Source organism: Amycolatopsis sp. NPDC104775, assembly GCF_055583325.1.
In genome coordinates this window covers 1222720-1241635 of sequence record NZ_JBVJOE010000001.1, presented here as the reverse complement: position 1 = coordinate 1241635, position 18916 = coordinate 1222720, and the positions used below count along the sequence as shown (strand labels likewise).

The following is an 18916-nucleotide window of genomic DNA, read 5'->3' as shown; positions in this document are numbered from 1 at the left end:
ACGAAAAGTGGAAACCACGCCGAGCGGCCCGGATTTCCCCTGTTCAACGGGCCGCGTTCACAGAATTGCTACCAGGTCCAATCGATGCCGATGATGCCCGCGCGGACCTCTCGCGCGGCCAAGGTCACCGCGCCGCTGCCGGTCGCCCGCAGTTCTTCCACCTTGCGGCGAGGCGCGGCGAGATCGCGTTGTTCGAAACGGCGAATGCTTTCCGGGACCTGGGAACCGAATTGCACCCGGCACGTGTACAACGGCGCGGGCCGGGTGAGCCTGCGGTGGTATCCCCGCACCGGGAGGCCGGTGGGAAACGCCAATTCGTATTCCACCGCGGCCACCTCCCCGGCTCGCAGTACCCGATCGAAGATCAATTCGGCGACCAGTTGCCCGCTGTCCGCGTCGACCCGGACCCGGCCCGCGCGGCAGCAGTGCCCGGCGGCGAAGCGCGGAGGCTGCCGCGCGCGGTCTTCGGTCTGGTAGTAGGTCGCCATCCGGACGACGCCGTCAACGGCGGCTTCGGCCACCACGCGCACCCGTAGCAGCCGTTCCTGGCAGTCGTCGTCCACGACCAGCTCGTCGTGCACTGACCACAGCCGGACCTGGTCCTCCGGAGGCAGCTCGAACTCCAGCGAGGCCGGGCGCACCGAGGGCCAGAGCCGCCGCCGTTCGAGCAGGGGAGCGCGCTGCGCGCGGGAGCACTGCCGGTCTTGCGGCCCGAGCAGCGCCGTGAGGCTGCCCGCGCCCAGCCCGAGCACCTGCTCGAGCTCGACGACCGCGTGCAGCGACGTCTCCCGGCCGGGCAACGACCGCCCGGACCGCCAGTACGCCAAGGCGCTGCGCGACACCGTCACCCCTCGGGCGGCCAGGTGCTCGCGCAACCGGTCCAAGGTCAGCCCGGCTCCGCTGATCGCGGCGTCCAGCGCGCTGGCGAACGACTGCACGCCGTCCACTGTGGCGCGCGGCCGCGCGGCGGACCAGCGTCGTTCGTCGGATCCCGCACGGGAAGAGCGGACTTTCGTGGGTTCCGCGACCGCTGTCCGGAAGATCATGCTGGAATCGTGACTCGGCCTTCCGCAGGCTCGTTCGCGGTCACGCTGGACACCGCGATCGAGGAATCCGGGCTGTCGCTCGACCGGCTCCAGCACCACCTCGCCGCGCGCGGGGTCCGGCTCTCGCGCTCGGCGCTGTCCTACTGGCGGCGCGGCCGGTCGCAACCGGAACGCGAGACGTCGATGGCCGCCGTCGCGCAGCTGGAATCCGTGCTGAGCCTCGAACCCGGGACGCTGACGTCGCGGCTCGGCCCGAAAGCGCCGCGCGGACGCTGGCTCGGCGAACCCGCCTGCCGGATCGAACGCCGCCGGCTGTGGCCGCGGCTGCGGGCGTTCGCCGAAGAACTGAAACCGCCGCCGGACGGGCAGCTGTCGTTCTGGTCGATCCACGACCGGATGCTGCTCGACGAGCACGGCGGCGAGCGCGCGCTGCAGGTCCGGATGGTCGCCGAGGCGGCCGTCGACGGCGTGGACCGGCTGATGGCCTACTACCAGGCCGACTCGTTCCTGACCGCCGACCCGGTTTACCGCTACGTGCGCTCGGCCCGGACCGGCCGGGTCTGCGTCGACCGCGAAACCGGCATGATCGCGGGCGAGCTGCGCCTGGAACACGCCCTGGCGCTGGGCGAGGTGGTGATCGTGGAGTACGAGATCCGGTTCCCGCCGGGCTCGCCGATCGACCACTATCACCGGCGGTTCACCCGGCCGGTCCCGGAGTACGTGTGCCAGGTGAGCTTCGGTTCGCGGGTCCCGCGCCGCGTCCGGTCCTTCGAACAGCGCGGCCTCGGCGGTCCCGAACACCCCGGCAGCCCGCTGTCGGCCGGAGCCACGCACACCACGACGCTGGCGCTGCGCGACGTCCGCCCCGGCATTTACGGCACCGGCTGGGAATGGTGACGCCAATTCTGTGAACAACCGGCGTCGACCAGGCAAAACTCTCCCCGGCGGACCAGTTGTCCACAAAGGTCTGGTTCGCAAGTGATCAACGACTTACCGTCACGGCGCACTTACTCCCCGAATACCGAAAGGCTCTCCCCATGCGCCGACCCTCCCGCGCCATTCTGACCCTCGCCGCCGTCGCCGCTTTCGTCGCCAGCGGAACGGCCACCGCTACCGCGACCACCGCTGCTCCCGCTGCTTCTGCCCAGGCGACGTCGATGGCCGCGCACTTCGGAACCGTCCCGGCCTCGTCAACGGCGGGCACCATCGGCGACATCTACCCCGCGAAGTGGCGCAACGTCCCGCAGGACTCCGTCGTCGACGACTGGAACATGTACAACCGCGAGTGCGTCTCGTGGGCGGCCTTCAACATCGCCCGCCACGGCGAAAGCGCGAACAACTACGGCGACGCGAAATACTGGGACGACAACGCCCGCAACCACGGCTACCGCGTCGACAACAACCCGACCGCGGGTTCGATCGCCCAGACCGACAACGGCACCTACGGCCACGTCGCGATCGTCGACAGCGTGCACGGCGGAACGGTGACCGTCGAGGATTACAACTGGACCGGCGACGGGCATTACCTCGTCCACGATGTCAACGCGTCGTCGTTCCGCTACATCCATTTCTACAACTGACGCGGAGCCCGACATGCGGTCCTTCAGCCGGAGATCCTTCCTCGGGACGACAACGGCGGCGGTCGCTGTCGCGCTGCTGCCGCAAGCAGCCGCGGCGGCTCCGTCCAGCGTCGCGACCACCGCCCGTGACTATGAAAAGGACGGTCCGCACCAGCCCGTCAAAGCTGCCGGCGACAGCGCGCACACCCTTTATTACCCCGCCGACCTCGCGTCGAGCACCGGCAAACACCCGGTGCTGATCTGGGGCAACGGAACCGGTGCCACCGTCGACCAGTACGAACTTTTGTTCACCCATCTCGCCAGCTGGGGCTACGTCGTCGCCGCGGCGAACACCGGGCAGTCCGGCACCGGCATCGAGATGCTCGACGGAGCGAAGTACCTGATCGCGGAGAACGCCCGCCAAGGCAGCATTTTCCACGACCGCATCGACACCGCGGCGATCGCTGCCGCGGGCCACTCCCAGGGTGGCGGCGGTGCGATCGCGGCCGGGGCCGACCCGCTGGTCAAGACCACCATTCCGGTCATGCCGGGGCCGCAGGGCAGCGTGAGTGCGTTGCACGGTCCGGCGTTCTTCGTGTCCGGGCAGGCGGACATCATCGTCCCGGCGCCCTATGTCCGCGCGCGCTTCGCCGCGTGCGACCAGGTCCCGGCCGTCTACGGGCAGCTGCGCGGCGCCACGCATTTCCTGCAGGGCGACACGCGGTACCGGCTCATCGGCGCGATCACCGCCTGGCTGCAGTACCACCTGGCGGGCGACCAGGCCGCGAAGAGCGTGTTCTACGGTCCGGGCCCCGACTTGCGCCAAGACACCGCGGCCTGGTCGGAGTTCGCCCGGAACAGCCGCGCCGACAGTGTGTAGAACGATTTGAGGAGACAACGGAATGAGCGGTAAATCAGTCGCTCGCTGGGCCGCGGCGGCCGGCGTGGCGGCGGTGACCGCGGTGCTCGGGTGCCAACCGGCCGGTGCCGCGGCGTACCCCACGTCGATGGCCGCGCTGGGCGACTCCATGACGCGCGCGTTCAACACCTGTGCGCTGCCGTGGACGGACTGCGTCCGCAACTCGTGGGCCACCGGCACCACGGTCGACAGTTACTCCCAGCGGCTGCGGAAGCTCGGCTCGGACGTCGCGAACTACAACCTCGCGGTGAGCGGCGCCCGGATGAGCGACCTGCCCAGGCAGGCGAAGGCCGCGGTGGGCAGCCACGCCGGTTTGGTCACCGTGCTGATGGGCAACAACGACGCCTGCAGCGGCGGCACCGCCGTGGATACGTTCGCGAACCAGTTCAAGGAGGCGATGACGACCCTGCGGCAGGGGCTGCCCGACTCTCAGGTCAAGGTCGTGTCCATCCCGGACATCTACCAGCTCTGGGCACTCCTGCACACCGACAAGTCCGCCGTCGCCAAGTGGGGACTCTTCCACGAATGCGACGCGCTGCTGGCGAACCCGACCTCGACCGCCCCGGCCGACCAGCAACGGCGCGACGCTTTCCGGCAGCGGATCATCGATTACAACGCCCAGCTCGCCGCGGTGTGCGCCGAGTACGCGCAGTGCGAATACGACGGAGGCGCCGGTTTCGCCACCCGGTTCGACCCGAGTGACGTGTCCACTGTGGATTACTTTCACCCGAGTGTGAAGGGCCAGGGCTTGATCGCCGACGTGGCCTGGAAAGCGCTGGGCTACTGACAGCCGGAAGCGGTGCTGCGGCACCGCTTCCGGCTCGCTCAGCCGAGTTCCTGCGCGAGCCCCACGACGATATTCTCCGGCCCCCGGACGTAGCACAGCAGGAACATATTCTCGTACTGCACCACCTCGTCGACCAGTTCGGCCCCGTGCGCGCGCAGCCGGGAAAGGGTCTCTTCGAGGTCGTCCACCGCGAACATCATCCGGCGGAGGCCGAGCGTGTTCGCCGGGGCGTTCCACGGCTCGGGGGCGACCGCCTTCGGCTGGTGGAATTTCGCCAGTTCGATCCGGCCGGGGCCGTCCGGGACGCGCAGCATCGCGACGTCCTGCCGGACGTCCCGCAATCCGACCACCCGTTCCGCGCCGCGCCAGTCGAGCGGGCCCCTGCCTTCCAGTTCCAGGCCCAGTTCCACGAAGAACGCGATGACCGCGTCGAGATCCTCGACCACGATGAGGACGTTGTCCATCCGTTTGACCGCCATGCGCGTCACCCTAGCCCTCGCGCGCGGCCGCTCCCGAAACCTTAGTGATGCTATTCTTAGTGCAAAGCTATTCACGGGGGGTGCCGGATGGCGAAGCGGACCGAGCCGGACGAGGTCGACGAGATGCTGGCGCAGTGGCGCGCCGAGGTGCCGGAGGTCGACGCGTCGCCGCTCGCGGTGTTCGGCCGGTTGCACCGTTCGTTCGATCGCTACCAGCGCCAGCTGACGCGCGTGTTCGCCCGGCACGGGATCACGGTGGCGGATTTCGGGATCCTCGCCGCGCTCCGCCGGGGCGGCGCGCCTTACCGGCGCACGGCGGGCGACCTCGCCGACACCAACCTGCTCACCACCGGCGGCATCACGCAGCGGGTCGACAAACTGGTCCAGGCCGGGCTCGTCCGCCGCGAACGCGACGAGGACGACCGGCGGGTCGTGTTCATCGGCCTCACCGAGGACGGGCTCGCGGCCACCGACAAGGTGATGCACGAGCATTTTCCCAACGAGAACCGCATGCTGGCCGGGCTGACCGCGACGGAACGGGCCCAGCTGGCGAAATTGCTGGCGAAGCTGGAGCGGTCGCTGGACCAGGCCGAGTTCGGCGACTGACCGAGGGGCGATTCCCGCGTTTCGCGGAGAGGGGATTCCTCGCGCCTGCCGTGGAGGTCAACGGCGCGAGGACGCTCGGCCGACTCAAGACCGAGCCGCACCCGGTCAGCCCCGCGCCCACGGAATCGGCTCGTCCGCCAAGCTCACATACAGGCTCTTCTGCCGCTGATAACTCCGGATTGCGGTGCGGCCCTTGTCCGTGCCGAGTCCGCTTTCCTTCGTGCCGCTGAACGGGGTCGAGATGCTGAACTGCTTGTACGTGTTGATCCACACCGTCCCGGCCTCCACGCGGCGCGCCAGGCGGAGCGCGCGGCGGTAGTCGGCGGTCCAGATGCCGCACGCCAAACCGTAGACGGTCGAGTTGGCCTGGGCGACCAGGTCGTCCTCGTCGTCGTAGGGCAGCAGAACCCCGACCGGGCCGAAGATTTCCTCCTGGCACGTCTTCGCGTCCGGGGTGAGGCCGTCCAGCAGGGTGGGCGGGTAGTAAGCACCGCGTGACAGGCGTTCGTCGGAAGGGATCTGCCCGCCACAACGAACGACTGCGCCTTCTTCGCGGGCGCGGTCGACCATCGCGGCCACCTTGTCGCGGTGCGCGAACGTCGCCAGCGGTCCGACCTGGGTGGCCGGATCGACTCCGGGGCCGAGTCGCAGGGCCGAAGCGGCGGCGATCAGGCGGCCAGCCCATTCGTCGTACTGCTTGCGCGGCAGGAAGATCCGCGATCCGGCGATGCAGCTTTGCCCGGTCGAAGAGAAAATTCCATACAGGATTCCGGCGACCGTCTCCTCGACGTCGGCGTCCTCGCAGACGATCGTCGGGGATTTGCCGCCCAGTTCCATGGTGACCGGGATGATCCGGTCCGCGGCGATCCGGCCCAGCACGCGTCCGGTGGCGGTGCCGCCGGTGAAGGCGAGTTTGCCGACCAGCGGGTGGCGGGCGATCGCGTCGCCGACGACCGAGCCCGGGCCGGGCAGGACGGACAGCAGTGCGGGCGGGACACCGGCGTCGTGCGCGAGGCGGGCCAGCGCCAGCGAGACCAGGGGAGTGGCTTCGGCCGGTTTGAGCAGGACGGCGTTCCCGGCGGCCAGCGCTGGGGCGATTTTCTGGGCGTCGCTGGCGATCGGCGAATTCCACGGCGTGATCGCGCCGACGACGCCGATCGGTTCGTGCACGCTCATCGTCAGGTGCGCGCCGCGGCTCGGCGGGAGTTCGCCTTCGAGGGTTTCGAGCGCGGCCGCGTAGTAGCGGAACGTTCCGGCCGCGCTCGCGACCAGCGCGCGGGTTTCGCCGAGTGCCTTGCCGGTGTTGCGGGTTTGCAGCAGGGCGAGGTGTTCGGCGTGGTCTTCGATCGCGTCGGCGACGCGGCTGAGCAGGCGGGCGCGCTGGTGCGGCAACAGGTCTCGCCACGCCGGGTCCGCGGCGGCCGCGGCACCGGCCCGGGCTGCGGCGTCGACCTGGGCGGTGTCGGCGGCGTGGATGGAGGCGATCGTCGAACCGTCGGCGGGGTCCACGCACGCGGACGCCGGGCCGCCGCCGCGCTGCCAGTCGCCGCCGGCCGGGATCTCGTCGGGCGGGACGGGGAAGGGCTGCATGGCGGACGTCCTTTCGGCGCGGATGACGGGGGCGCGACCGAGGAAACCTTAGGACTAAGATTTCGTCAAGGCCCGGTCCGCCGGGAGGGCGCCGGAAAGAATTTTAGGGCTAAGGGGTTGTGCGGATCACAGCGTCCGGGGTACAACGCTTATCAGTAAGTCTCTTAGACCTAAGGCATTCGGCGGCGAGCCCGCCGAGGACCACCGGAGGAGTTGCCCCGCGATGACCACCACCGAAAGCAAGCACCAGCACCTCGATGAGCTCATCGACTCGTGCATCGCCGCTCGCGAGACGCGGTACGAGGACTGGGACACCCTCGGCTTCCAGGCCGCCGCGAAGGGCGACGAGTTCCGCCGCGCGCAGATCCGCTACATCGGCTCCGGCGCGACCGGCAACCACGAGGGCGACGCGCGCCAGCTGCCCTCGGAGCACTTCACCTTCTCCAACATGCGGCTGCCGGTCGGCGCGATCGGCCCGGAGCACACCCACCACGACGTGGAAGAGGCGTTCTTCGTCCTCGAGGGCACCCTGGAGGTGACCGTGCACGACGTCGAGGACGGCACCAAGACCGCCACCCGCGTGCTCGGCTACCGCGACCTGATCCGGGTGCCCGCCGGGGTGCCGCGCAGCCTGCGCAACGCCGGCGACACCGACGCGCTGTTCTGCGTCATCATCGGCGCGCAGAAGCCACAGCTGCCCACCTACCCGCCGACCTCGCCGATGCACGGCGTCACTCGCTGAGCAGTGATCGCGATGCCGACGATGCTGCGGGTGCACCGGACGACGTGGCTGGCCGAGAAGGTCACGCAGGTGGAACTGCGCGACCCGGACGGAAAGCCGCTCCCCGGCTGGGAGCCGGGAGCGCACCTTTCCCTGCACCTGCCGAACGGACTGGTGCGCGAGTACTCCCTCTGCGGCGACCCGGCCGACACGCACACGTGGACTGTCGCGGTGCTGCGGGAGGAATCCTCGCGCGGCGGCAGTGCGTGGGTGCACGAGCGGCTCACCGCCGGGAGCGTCATTCCCGTTGAGGGCCCGCGCAACACCTTCGAACTGCACGACGCTCCGGAGCACCTGCTCATCGCCGGCGGCATCGGCGTGACCCCGATCCTCGCGATGGCCCGGAAACTCGCCGTTGGCTCCGCGCCGTGGTCCATGCTCTACTGTGGACGGTCGCGCGGCGGAATGGCTTTCCTGGACGTGCTTTCCGGCCTCGCCGGGGATCGGCTGGAAGTGCACGCCGACGACGAGCACGGCGGTCCGCCCGATCTGGCCGCGAAGCTGGCCGGGCTCGCCCCGGGCACGGTCGTGCACTGCTGCGGTCCCGAACCCCTGCTCCAAGCGGTCGAAGCGGCGCTGCCGGAAACGGCGACCCTGCGGGTCGAACGTTTCCGTGCCCCCGAGGTTCCGGCCGCCGCGCCGGGAACGGGATTCGACGTCGTGTGCGCCGGATCCGGCGCCCGGGTCGCGGTGGCCGCCGAGGAGTCCATTGTGGACGCTCTCGGCCGCGCCGGGATCTCCGTGCCGACCTCGTGCCGCGAGGGCGTGTGCGGGACCTGTGAGACAAAGGTGCTCTCCGGCGAACCGGACCACCGCGATTTCGTGCTCGACGACGACGAAAAAGCGGCCGCCGGGACCATGATGCTCTGCGTGTCGCGGTGCCGGTCGGCCGAACTCGTTCTTGATCTTTAGGAGCCGGCCATGGCCGGGCACACCCACCGGCAGCTCGCCGTGCTGCGCGCCGCCGCCGCGGGGCACGTGGAAATGACGTGCAGCCGCGAACCGCACCTTTACGTCGACGGCCTCGCCTGCTGCGACCCGACGCTCGGGCACCAGCTGGCCGGGCTGCTCGCCCCCGAACCGGCCGCCCCGCGCGGACCGGGGCTGCGGGTGCCCGCGGTGCTCACCGCCGCCGGGCAGGCCGTGCTCGCCCCGTCCGCCTGACCCGCCACGAACCGAAGGGAACCGCCCGATGCCGCTGCAGCCGCGGCCGGTGCAGAGCCGCACCGCCCCGCCCACGAGTTACGAGAACGCGCTGGCCGACGAGCTGGAAGCCGTCTACGGCCGGGGCGTGCACGACCTGCCCGGCGTGGTCTCCGCGCTCAACGCGGGCGGCCTGCGCCCGGCGGACGGCTCCGACTGGACCGAAGAGACGTTCACCGCCGAACTCGCTCGGCTGGCAGGAGAGGCGTGATGGCGACCAAAACCGCCGAAGAGCTGCTGGCGCTGGGCTTGCGCGACCGCTGGTACCCGCTGTGCCCGTCCGGCACTGTCAAACGCGGCGAGCTGACCCGCATCGAGCGGGCCGGCGAGCAACTGCTGCTGTGGCGCGATTCCGCCGGGGTCGTGCACGTCCAGGAAGACCGCTGTCCACACCGTGGCGCGCGGCTTTCGCTGGGCGTGCACATGGGTGACCGGGTCGCTTGCAACTATCACGGCGTGCAGGTGGACGGCGACGGCGTCGTCGTGTCGGTCCCCGGTAGCCCGGGGTGCGCGCTGGAAGGCCGCCGCGCGCTGCGGACGTTCCCCGCCGAGGAACACGCCGGTGCGGTTTTCGCGTGGTTCGGCCTGGACGAGACCGCCGAGCCGACGCCGCTGCAGGTGCCGGACCCGATCGCGGGCGGCGAATGGGACAACTTCCTCTGCTACGTCGAATGGGACGCGCCCTACGGCTACTCCCTGGACAACCTGCTCGACCCGATGCACGGTGCGTTCCTGCACCGCAACAGTCACACCATGTTCGGCGGCAAGCGCGAGGCCGTCTTCCAGATCCGCGCGATCGATGACGGGTTCGTCTTCGAGAAGACCGACCAGCGCGGCGTGAACTTCGACTGGGTGCAGCTCACCGACGCGGGCGCGCAGTGGGTCACGCTCGATATCCCGTACCCGGACACCGCTGGTCCTGGCGGCGCGTTCACGATCGTCGCGGCGCTGTGCGCGATCAACGAGACCCAGCACGCGGCCTTCTTCTGGCGCTGCCGCAAGGTTTCCGGCTGGGAACGCGACAGCTGGCGCGTCCTCTACCGCAACCGGCTCGAAGCCCGGCACTGGGCGGTGCTGGAACAGGACCGCGAGATGGCCGAGGCGATGCCGCTCGACGCGTGGGACCGGGAAAACCTGTATCAGCACGACATCGCGCTCGTCCGGATGCGGCGGCTGCTGCGGTCGGAAGCCCGCCGCCAGGCCGCCGCGCTCGCCACTCCCGCCGCCGCGCCGGCCCCCGCCGCGCCCGTGCCAGCCCCGACCCGCTGACGTTTCAGGAGGCATCATGTCCGCCGAACCCATCGCGCGGCTCCGCGCCCTGCGCGCGGTGACACTGCGTTCGACGCAGTGCGCCGATTCCGGCGAGTTCTACCGCGAAGTCTGGGGGCTGCAGCAGGTCGAAGCCGACCGCGATGCCGTGTGGCTGCGCGGTTCCGGCGACGAGCACCACGTGCTCCAGCTCGAACAGGCTGAGCAGAACGCTCTCGGCAAGATCGCGTTCGCCGTCGGCACGCCGCGCGAGGTAGACGCGGCTGCCGCCCGGCTGGCCGCGCACGGCGTCCCGCTCGTCACCGAACCCGGCAAGCTCGACCAGGTCGGCGGCGGGTACGGCCTGCGCTTCGCCGATCCGGAAGGCCGTCTGGTGGAGCTGTCCGCCGAGGTCGACGCGGTCGTCCCGGGCGATCCGGACGGCCGCGCCGCGGTGCCGCGGAAACTGGCGCACGTCGTGCTCAACACCGTCGACATCGACGCGGCCTGCGAGTTCTACACGCGGGTGCTGGGCATGCGGATCTCCGACTGGTCCGAGCACCAGATGGCGTTCCTGCGCTGCAACGCCGACCACCACGTGATCGCGTTCAACCAGGCCGAATTCGCGTCGGTGAACCACATCGCGTACGAGATGAACTCGATCGACCACTTCATGCGCGGCATCGGGCGGCTCAAGCACAACGGCGTCACGCCGCTGTGGGGTCCCGGCCGGCACGGCCCGGGCAGCAACACCTTCAGCTACTTCGCCGACCCCGCCGGGCTCGTCTGCGAGTACACCTCCGAAGTCGCGCAGGTCGAGGAAGACGCGTGGCTGTGCCGGGTGTGGCGGCGCACGCCGGAGCTGTCCGACCTGTGGGGCACCGCGGGCCCGCCGTCGAAGGACGTCCGCACGCATATGCGCGGCGTGCCGGATCCCGGCTACTCCGCGTGGTGGCAGTCGTGAAGGTAGGAGTGCTGGGCGCGGGGTCGATCGGTTCCGTCGTCGCGGAAGCTGTGCGCGACGGGCTGGTGCCGGGCGCGGAGCTGGCCGGGGTCGTCGATCCGGCGCTTTCGCCTGCCGGGCTGCCGATGTGCGCGCTGCCGGAGCTGCTGTCCACTTCGGACTTGGTGGTCGAGGCCGCCGGACAGCGGGCGTTGACGGACGCTGGCCCGCAGGTGTTGTCGGCGGGGTGCGATCTGCTGGTGGTTTCGGTCGGCGCACTGGCGGCCGACGGGTTGCTGGAGAAGCTGCTCGCGGCCGGACCGGGTGCGGTCCATTTGTCGACAGGCGCGATCGGCGGGCTCGACCTGCTGCGCTCGGCGGCCCTGCTGGGACCGTTCGAGCGGGTGGTCATCGAGACGACGAAGAAGGCGTCTTCGCTGGTCCAGCCGTGGATGTCCGAGGAAGAGGCAGACGCGCTGCGGCAGGCGACTTCGCCGGTCGAGCTGCGGCGCGGGCCTGCGCGGGAGATCACCGCGGCGTTCCCGAAGTCGGCGAACGTGGCTGCCTCGGTGGCGTTGGCGGTGCGGGATTGGGACGTCGTGGAGGCGGCGGTGATCGCCGATCCGGCCGCGCCGTTGACCTCGCACGTGATCACCGCGGCCGGACCAGCGGGTGAGTACCGGTTCGAAATCAAAAACCGGCCTTCGCCGCAGACGCCGACGTCGAGCCAGGTCGTGCCGTACGCGGTGCTTTCCGCGCTGGAAGCGCTGGCCTCGCCGAGGGCGGTGTTCCGGTGACCATTGTGGACGGTGTTCGCGTACGGACCGCTGGCGACGGCAGTCCGGTGCTGTTGCTGCACGGCATCGGCGGGTCGAGTGCGTCGTTTGACGCCCAGTTCGCGGGCCTGGCAGCGAAACACCGCGTGCTGGCGTGGGACGCTCCGGGTTACGGTGGTTCGGCCGATCCGGAAAAACCGTTGGGCATGGCGGGATACGCGGCGCTGGTCGGCCGTCTGCTGACCTCGCTGGACGCGGCTCCCGCGCATCTCGTGGGCGTGTCGTGGGGCGGGGTGATCGCGACCCGGGTCGCGCTGGAATACCCGGAAGTCGTCCGGTCGCTGGTGCTGGCCGATTCGACGCGCGGCTCTGGCGTCGACTCCGAGCGGGCCGCCGTGATGCGAGCCCGGCCGAGCGAGCTGAACCGCGTGGGTGCGGCGGAATTCGCCCGCCGCCGTGCGCCTCGGCTGCTCGCGCCGGGCGCGGATCCCGCTGTGGCGCAACGGGTTGAGGACATCATGGCCGGAATCCGCTCGCCCGGGTACACGTCCGCCGCGGAATCGATGGCCGAGACGGATCACGGTCCGCGGCTGTCCCGGATTTCGGTGCCGACGCTGGTGCTCGTCGGCGAGCACGACCAGGTGACCGGGGTCGCCGAGTCGCGACGGCTCGCCGCCTCGATCCCGGGCGCCCGGCTCGGAGTGCTGCCTGGCGGGCACGCGGCGAACCAGGAAGCCCCGCGCCGGTTCTCCGCCGAGGTGCTGGATTTTCTGTCCGAAGTGGACTCGGTGGTGACGCGATGAAGGACCGGCTGTACGTGGTCACCGGCGCCGGGCGCGGGCTCGGCTGGGCGATCGCCCGCGAGATCGGGCGGCAAGGCGGTCGCGTCGTGGTCGCCGAACGATCTCCGGAGCGGGCCGCGGACGGCGTCGATCGCTTGCGGGCGGAAGGCGTTGAGGCACACCGGATCGACACGGACGTCGCAGATCCGGAGTCTGTCGCGGCTTTGGCGGACGCGGTCGCGAAAATCGGCCCGCTGCACGGTTTGGTGAACAACGCGGCGATGGCGGACGGCGTGGGCGGCAAGCACTTCGCTGAGCTGGACATCGAAGCGTGGGACACGTTGATGACCGTCAACGCTCGCGGTCCGTGGCTGGTCTCCCGCGCACTGTATCCGCAGCTTGCACAGACCGGCGGACGCATCGTGAACCTCGCGTCCGACGCCGCGCTGTATGGATCGCCCCGGCTGGTCCAGTACGTGGCGTCCAAGGGCGCGGTGATCGCGATGACCCGCGCGATGGCTCGCGACGGCGGCCCGGACGGAGTGACGGTCAATGCGGTCGCGCCGGGGCTGACCGAGGTCGAAGCCACCGCGGGCATTCCGCAGGAACGGCACGACCTGTACGCACTGAACCGCGCGCTGACCCGGCCGCAACAGCCGGAGGACGTCGTCGGTTCGGTGGCGTTCCTGCTGTCCGACGCGGCCTCCTACATCACTGGCCAGACCCTCGTGGTCGACGGCGGATTCGTCTGCAGCTGAAGGGAAAACCCGTGGATTTGGGATTGAAGGGCCGGGCGGTGCTCGTGACCGGGGCCAGCTCCGGGGTCGGGCTCGCGACCGCGGCCGCGCTGCTGGCCGAGGGCGCGCACGTCGCCGCCTGCGCCCGGGACGGCGTCCGGCTGGAGAAGGCCCTCGCCGATCTGCCCCGCGCCGAGGGAGCCCGGCTGTACACCGCGTCCTGCGACGTGCTCGACCAGCCGCAGGTGGAAGCCTTCGTTGCCGAAGCCGCCCGCGAGCTGGGCGGACTGGCCGGGGTCGTGAACAACGCGGGCCGGTCGTTGATGGCGCGGCTGGCCGAGACCACCGACGAGCAGTGGCGGGAAGAGCTGCAGCTCAAGATCTTCTCGGTGCTGCACGTCGTCCGGGCCGCGTTGCCGTGGCTGCGTGCGGCTTCGGCTCCGGCGGTGGTGAACGTGAACGCGATCCTCGCTCGGCAGCCTGAGCCTCGGTTGGCGGCCACGTCGGCGGCGAGGGCGGCGCTGCTCAACCTCTCCACGACTTTGGCGACGGAACTGGCCGAGGACGGAGTGCGGGTCAACTCTGTGTGCCTCGGCTTGGTCGACACCGGACAGTGGCGGCGCCGGTACGAGGCTTCCGGCAGCGAGCTGTCCTTTATGGACTGGTCGGCGGAGCTGGCCGCCGATCGCGGTATCCCGCTGGGACGACTAGGTACTGCCGAAGAGGTCGCTTTCCCCATCGTCACGCTGCTTTCGCCGCGTGCCTCCTACGTGACCGGCGCGACGATCGACGTCGGCGGCGGCATCGCTCGTTACGTCTAGAAGGGACGGACCCATGAATCACGGTCACGGAGGCGAACTCCTCGTTCGCCTGCTGTCCGAAGCCGGAGTGGACACCGCCTTCGGCGTGGTGAGTGTGCACAACCTGCCGCTGGTGGAAGCGGTTTCGCAGCATTTGCGGTTCGTGCCGGTGCGGCACGAGGCGGCCGCGGTGAACGCCGCCGACGGCTACTCCCGGGCCAGCGGCGGCCTCGGCGTCGCGATCACCAGCACCGGCACCGGTGCGGGCAACGCGGCGGGCGCGCTGGTCGAGGCGCTCACCGCGGGCAGTCGCGTGCTGCACGTGACCGGTCAGATCGACTCCGAATTCCTTGGCGGCGGCCGCGGCGTCATCCACGAGACGCGCGACCAAATCGGCATGCTGGAGGCGATTTCTAAGCACGCGGCCACGGTCACGTCGGTGGAGACCGCCGAGGACACCTTGCGCACGGCGATCCGGCACGCGCTGTCGGTGCCGAGCGGTCCGGCCAGTGTCGAATGGCCGATCGACCTGCAGTACTCGCGGCACGAGTTCCGTCCTGGCGTCGCAGAGCAGCCGGTTGAGATCCCACCGCCGGATGCTGCCGTACTAGCGGAAGCCGCTGAACTGCTCGCTGCCGCCCGCCGTCCGGTGTTCTGGCTCGGCGGGGGCGCGACCGGTGCCCGGGACGAGGTTCGCGCGCTGGCGGAACGGCTCGGCGCGGCGGTGTTCACCAGCAACTCCGGCCGCGGCACCGTGCCGGAGAACCACGAACTGGTCGTCGGGAACTTCGCCGCGCACGAGGCAGCTGCGTCCCTTCTTGCCGACGCCGACCTGCTCGTCTCGGTCGGCACGCACTTCCGCTCGAACGAAACCAAGCACTACCACCTCGCGTTGCCCGAACGACACCTGCAGATCGACGCCGACGCCGAGGCGCTCGGTCGCGTCTACCCGGCCACCGTCGGCGTGCGAGGCGATGCGGCGGTGGTGCTCACCGCTCTGTCCACTGTGGAGTCTAATACCGAACCAGGCTGGCGCGAACGGGTTGTCGAGACCCGGAAAGCCGTGCGGGACAAGCTGAACGAGGCAATCGGCCCGTACGCGGAGATCTGCGCCGCGCTGCGCGAAGGACTCCCGGCCGAGTCGGTGATCGCCCGCGACGTGACGATCCCGTCCAGCCAGTGGGGAAACCGGCTGCTGGACATTTACGACCCGCGCACCAACGTGTTCCCGGTCGGCGGCGGCATCGGCCAAGGTCTCGCCACCGGCATCGGCGCCGCGCTCGCGACGCCCGACGCGCCGACCGTGGTGCTGGTCGGCGACGGCGGCCTCGCGGTACACCTCGGCGAGCTGTGCACGCTGGCGCAGGAACGGCCGTGGCTCGCGCTGGTCGTGTTCAACGACGGCGGATACGGCGTCCTTCGCAACATGCAGGACTACCACCGCGGCCAGCGCGCCGGTGTCGACCTGTACACGCCGGACTTCGCGCGCCTCGCGCAGTCGCTGGACCTGCCGCACGCACTGGTGTCGAAGCCAGGTCAGTTCGCCGACGCGCTGGCGAAAGCGGTGGCCCAGCAAGGGCCGTTCGTGATCGAGGTGGACGTGACCGCCTTGCCCGCGACGCCGCGGCCGTTCGTGCCGCCGGTGCCCGTGCCGGAGAGCTGAGGGAGACCAGACGTGGGAGGCCCCATCGAAGCTGCCGAAGTCCACCATCACGGGCACGGACCCGCGAACCGCCGTCGCCGGGTGGTGCGGACGTCCGCGCCGCTGCTGGTCCGGCATCCGCCTGGCCGGCTACGTGGCGCGGTGCTCGTGCTGCACGGCGCCGCCGGACTCGACGAACCCGTCGAAAACTGCTGCCGCACGCTCGCGAGCTGTGGCTACGTCACGGTCGCGCCGCTGTTCTACTACGAGAACGGCGGCCACACTTATGGTCCGGACAAAGCGGACGCCGCCTTCGCCGCACTCGCGCTTGCCGACCTCGAAGCCGACCTGGCCGGCGCGCTCGACCACCTCGGGACCCGGTTGGGCCTGCCCCGCCACCGCGTGGCCGCCGCCGGTTTCGGCTCCGCCGCCCACCTCGCCGAACTGGCGGCAGTGGACCTCGCCGCCGCCATCGGACCCGAGCCGCCACCGTGGCCCGGTACGCCCGAATTCGGCCCGCACGCGCCCGATCGGCTCGTGCTGCCCGCCGGACCGTCCGCCGCGGACGACCTGGTCCGGTTCCTGGACGCCGCTTTAAGTCGGTGAGGGGAAACCCGCGGGAGTAAGAGTCCCGCAGGATTCCCCTCACGGACCACGGACAGCGCCGCGTCGAGTTCCTCGCACCGCGCCCGAAACCCCTTACGATCGACTGCACGCTCCGGCTCCGAGGAGGGCCCATGAGTATCGCCGCCACCCCCGAGGTGACCCAGCGGGACATCGCCGCCCGGCTGGAACGGCTCCCGATGTCGCGCTGGCAGGTGTCGATTCGCCTGATCATCGGCATCGTCACGTTCTTCGAGGCGTTCGACCAGCTGCTGATCGCCTACACGCTCCCGGTCATCGGCCGCGAATGGCACCTGACCACCGCGTCCAGCACCGCGACGCTGACCATCGGCTCGATCGGCATGCTGCTCGGCGCGCTCGCGTCCGGCTGGGCCGCCGACCGGATCGGCCGCGTCAAGGTGATCACGCTGTGCGTCGCTCTCACCGCGTTGTGCAGCCTGGCGATGACGTTGTGCACGGCCTTGCTGCCGTTCCTGATCTTGCGGTTCATCCAGGGTCTCGCGATCGGCGGTGAAGTGCCGACCGCCGCCGCGTACATCGCGGAGATCAGCCGGGCTCGTCGTCGAGGCCGCTTCGTTCTGATGTACGAGATCGTCTTCCCGGCCGGGCTCGCGGTCGGCGCGCTGGTCGCGGCCTGGGTCATCCCGCACTGGGGCTGGCGTCCGCTGTTCGCGCTGGCCGCCGTTCCCGGTCTCGCCGCGGTGCTGCTGCAGCTGCGGATCCCGGAATCGCCGCGCTGGCTCGCCGCGCACGGGCACACCGAGAAGGCCGAAGCGACGATGGCGTTGATCGAGCGCCGGGTCGAGCAATCCCTTGGCCGTCCGCTGCCTCCACCCGCCCCGGCCACCGCGGTCCCGGAAACGTCACCCGCCAAGCGCGGTTCTCTCCGCGACCTGTTCGCCGGACGCTACCGGCGGCGCACGCTGATGGTGTGGACGGTCTGGTTCGTCGGCTACCTCGCCAACTACGGCATCACCTCGTGGCTGCCGACGCTGTACAAGGGTTCGTTCCACCTCTCGATCGGCCAAGCCCTCTGGTACAGCACCGCTACGTCGGTGGCGGGTCTCGTCGGCTGCCTGATCGCCGCCCTGGTGGTGGACAAGCTCGGCCGCCGGTTCGTGCTGGCCGCGGGGCTGGGCGGGACGACCGCGATGCTGGTCGTGCTGGGAGCGCTCGGTGCCGGTACTCCGTTGCAGCTGCTGGTGTGGTCGTCGCTCGCGGCGATGTTCAACTTCGCGGTGAACGTCTGCCTGTACCTGTACACGCCGGAGCTGTACCCGACCCGCAGCCGCGCGCTGGGCGTCAGCCTCGGTGGCGTGCTGAACCGGTTCGGCCTGATCCTCGGCCCGATCCTGGTCGGCGCGCTGTACGCGGGCGGCAGCGGGCTCGCGTCGGTGTTCCTGGTGCTCGGCGGGATCTGCTTCGTTGGCGCGCTGGTCGCCGGGTTCTTCGCCGAGGAGACCAAAGGCCGGACGCTGGAAGAGGTTTCGCCGTGACGGACGCGCTGCGCGTGGTCCTGCTCGGCACGGCGGCCGGGCCGTACCCGGCACCGGGCAGGCAGGGCTGCGCGAACGCGGTGGTAGTCGGCGGACGCGTTTACCTGGTCGACGCGGGCTACGGGACGCTCGGCAAGTACGTCTCCGCCGGACTGTCGCTGCGCGATCTGGCCGGAGTGTTCGTGACGCACCTGCATTCCGACCACGTCGCCGAGCTGTTCACGCTCTTCCTGCTCGGCTGGGGCCCGGCCAACCAGGGCGTCGTCGACCCGGTGCGGGTCTACGGCCCCGGCCCGGACCCGACTGATCCCGGTCCTCCCGCCGCTGGCACCGAGGGCCTGGTGGCGGGCAATCTCGCGGCGTTCGGCCAAGACGTCGCGGTCCGGCAGCGGACCAGCAACCGCCCATCGCTGGCCGGACTCATCCGCGCGACTGATATCTCAGTGGCGGCCGGTGCGGAAATCGTGGTGCACGAAGACGATCGAGTGCGCGTGACCGCCCGGGCTGTCCCGCATCCGCCGCTGCACCTGGCACTGGGCTACCGGTTCGAGACTGAGCACGGTGTGGTCGCCTTCTCCGGTGACACCGCTCGCAGCGACGCTGTCGGCGAGCTGGCGGCAGGCGCCGACTTGCTGGTTCACGAAGCGATGGAGCCCGATTTCTACCGCAGCATCGGCTATTCGCCGCAGCTGCTGGATTTCCTCGCCGCCTCGCACACCTCGCCGGCGGACGTCGGCCGGGTCGCCACGGCGGCCGGGGCGCGGCGGGTCGCGCTGTCGCACCTCGGCCCGGCCGACCCCGCCCGGCTCGACGACGAGGGCTGGCTCAAGCGGGTCCGTCCGCACTACTCCGGCCCGGTCGTCGTGGGCCACGATCTGCTCGACCTCACTGTCTGAAG

General features: G+C 70.4%; 22 protein-coding genes. 19 read left to right on the top strand and 3 right to left on the bottom strand.

Annotation, left to right across the window (positions count from 1 at the left end):
* Window positions 1-68 precede the first annotated feature (68 nt).
* Window positions 69-1046, bottom strand: coding sequence for an XRE family transcriptional regulator (locus ACZ63D_RS05405; RefSeq protein ID WP_465353071.1), 978 nt, complete (start codon window positions 1044-1046; stop codon window positions 69-71).
* Window positions 1047-1055: 9 nt separating this feature from the next.
* Between ACZ63D_RS05405 and ACZ63D_RS05400 the strand changes: the two genes are divergently transcribed.
* The 4 genes from ACZ63D_RS05400 (at window position 1056) to ACZ63D_RS05385 (ending at window position 4311) form a co-directional block, all read left to right on the top strand.
* Window positions 1056-1943 (top strand): XRE family transcriptional regulator, encoded by an 888-nt coding sequence (locus tag ACZ63D_RS05400; protein ID WP_465353070.1) that lies wholly within the window; start codon window positions 1056-1058, stop codon window positions 1941-1943.
* 140 nt (window positions 1944-2083) lie between these two features.
* Window positions 2084-2626, top strand: coding sequence for a CHAP domain-containing protein (locus ACZ63D_RS05395; RefSeq protein WP_465353069.1), 543 nt, complete (start codon window positions 2084-2086; stop codon window positions 2624-2626).
* 13 nt (window positions 2627-2639) lie between these two features.
* Window positions 2640-3485, top strand: coding sequence for a poly(ethylene terephthalate) hydrolase family protein (locus ACZ63D_RS05390; protein ID WP_465353068.1), 846 nt, complete (start codon window positions 2640-2642; stop codon window positions 3483-3485).
* A gap of 22 nt (window positions 3486-3507) precedes the next feature.
* Window positions 3508-4311, top strand: coding sequence for an SGNH/GDSL hydrolase family protein (locus ACZ63D_RS05385; protein WP_465353067.1), 804 nt, complete (start codon window positions 3508-3510; stop codon window positions 4309-4311).
* Window positions 4312-4349: 38 nt separating this feature from the next.
* On the opposite strand, the gene ACZ63D_RS05380 is transcribed toward ACZ63D_RS05385, so the two are convergent.
* Window positions 4350-4790: a VOC family protein gene (locus tag ACZ63D_RS05380; protein WP_465353066.1), complete on the bottom strand. Its 441-nt coding sequence runs from the start codon at window positions 4788-4790 to the stop codon at window positions 4350-4352.
* A gap of 87 nt (window positions 4791-4877) precedes the next feature.
* On the opposite strand from ACZ63D_RS05380, the gene ACZ63D_RS05375 reads away from it, so the two are divergent.
* Entirely contained in the window at window positions 4878-5396 is a 519-nt protein-coding gene (locus tag ACZ63D_RS05375; RefSeq protein ID WP_465353065.1) for a MarR family winged helix-turn-helix transcriptional regulator, read from the top strand.
* A gap of 105 nt (window positions 5397-5501) precedes the next feature.
* Here ACZ63D_RS05375 and ACZ63D_RS05370 read toward each other — a convergent pair whose 3' ends face one another.
* Window positions 5502-6986, bottom strand: a complete 1485-nt coding sequence (locus ACZ63D_RS05370; protein WP_465353064.1) for an aldehyde dehydrogenase family protein — start codon at window positions 6984-6986, stop codon at window positions 5502-5504.
* A gap of 223 nt (window positions 6987-7209) precedes the next feature.
* Here ACZ63D_RS05370 and ACZ63D_RS05365 point away from each other — a divergent pair, with 223 nt between their 5' ends.
* The 14 genes from ACZ63D_RS05365 to ACZ63D_RS05300 all read left to right on the top strand — a co-directional run bounded on the left by ACZ63D_RS05365 (window position 7210) and on the right by ACZ63D_RS05300 (window position 18914).
* Complete coding sequence (locus ACZ63D_RS05365) at window positions 7210-7728, top strand: cupin domain-containing protein (RefSeq protein ID WP_465353063.1); 519 nt, start codon at window positions 7210-7212, stop codon at window positions 7726-7728.
* A 12-nt stretch (window positions 7729-7740) separates the two neighbouring features.
* Window positions 7741-8679: a PDR/VanB family oxidoreductase gene (locus tag ACZ63D_RS05360; RefSeq protein ID WP_465353062.1), complete on the top strand. Its 939-nt coding sequence runs from the start codon at window positions 7741-7743 to the stop codon at window positions 8677-8679.
* Window positions 8680-8688: 9 nt separating this feature from the next.
* Complete coding sequence (locus ACZ63D_RS05355) at window positions 8689-8931, top strand: hypothetical protein (RefSeq protein WP_465353061.1); 243 nt, start codon at window positions 8689-8691, stop codon at window positions 8929-8931.
* 28 nt (window positions 8932-8959) lie between these two features.
* Window positions 8960-9181: a recombinase-like helix-turn-helix domain-containing protein gene (locus ACZ63D_RS05350; protein WP_465353060.1), complete on the top strand. Its 222-nt coding sequence runs from the start codon at window positions 8960-8962 to the stop codon at window positions 9179-9181.
* Window positions 9181-10239, top strand: coding sequence for a Rieske 2Fe-2S domain-containing protein (locus ACZ63D_RS05345; RefSeq protein WP_465353059.1), 1059 nt, complete (start codon window positions 9181-9183; stop codon window positions 10237-10239). Before ACZ63D_RS05350 ends, ACZ63D_RS05345 begins: the two co-directional genes overlap by 1 nt.
* Before the next feature lie 16 nt (window positions 10240-10255).
* Window positions 10256-11182, top strand: coding sequence for a VOC family protein (locus ACZ63D_RS05340; protein WP_465353058.1), 927 nt, complete (start codon window positions 10256-10258; stop codon window positions 11180-11182).
* Window positions 11179-11958, top strand: a complete 780-nt coding sequence (locus ACZ63D_RS05335; RefSeq protein WP_465353057.1) for an aspartate dehydrogenase domain-containing protein — start codon at window positions 11179-11181, stop codon at window positions 11956-11958. The genes ACZ63D_RS05340 and ACZ63D_RS05335 overlap by 4 nt, the downstream gene beginning before the upstream one ends.
* Window positions 11955-12740 (top strand): alpha/beta fold hydrolase, encoded by a 786-nt coding sequence (locus ACZ63D_RS05330; RefSeq protein WP_465353056.1) that lies wholly within the window; start codon window positions 11955-11957, stop codon window positions 12738-12740. The genes ACZ63D_RS05335 and ACZ63D_RS05330 overlap by 4 nt, the downstream gene beginning before the upstream one ends.
* On the top strand, window positions 12737-13477 hold the full coding sequence (locus ACZ63D_RS05325; RefSeq protein WP_465353055.1) for a 3-oxoacyl-ACP reductase family protein: 741 nt from the start codon (window positions 12737-12739) through the stop codon (window positions 13475-13477). The genes ACZ63D_RS05330 and ACZ63D_RS05325 overlap by 4 nt, the downstream gene beginning before the upstream one ends.
* A gap of 11 nt (window positions 13478-13488) precedes the next feature.
* Window positions 13489-14277, top strand: coding sequence for an SDR family oxidoreductase (locus tag ACZ63D_RS05320; protein WP_465353054.1), 789 nt, complete (start codon window positions 13489-13491; stop codon window positions 14275-14277).
* A gap of 13 nt (window positions 14278-14290) precedes the next feature.
* Window positions 14291-15919: a thiamine pyrophosphate-binding protein gene (locus tag ACZ63D_RS05315; RefSeq protein WP_465353053.1), complete on the top strand. Its 1629-nt coding sequence runs from the start codon at window positions 14291-14293 to the stop codon at window positions 15917-15919.
* A gap of 12 nt (window positions 15920-15931) precedes the next feature.
* Entirely contained in the window at window positions 15932-16504 is a 573-nt protein-coding gene (locus tag ACZ63D_RS05310) for a dienelactone hydrolase family protein (protein WP_465353052.1), read from the top strand.
* A gap of 131 nt (window positions 16505-16635) precedes the next feature.
* Window positions 16636-18018 (top strand): MFS transporter, encoded by a 1383-nt coding sequence (locus ACZ63D_RS05305; protein WP_465353051.1) that lies wholly within the window; start codon window positions 16636-16638, stop codon window positions 18016-18018.
* Window positions 18015-18914 carry an MBL fold metallo-hydrolase gene (locus ACZ63D_RS05300; RefSeq protein WP_465353050.1) on the top strand — a complete coding sequence of 300 codons (900 nt, stop codon included), beginning with the start codon at window positions 18015-18017 and terminating at the stop codon, window positions 18912-18914. The genes ACZ63D_RS05305 and ACZ63D_RS05300 overlap by 4 nt, the downstream gene beginning before the upstream one ends.
* Window positions 18915-18916: the final 2 nt, after the last annotated feature.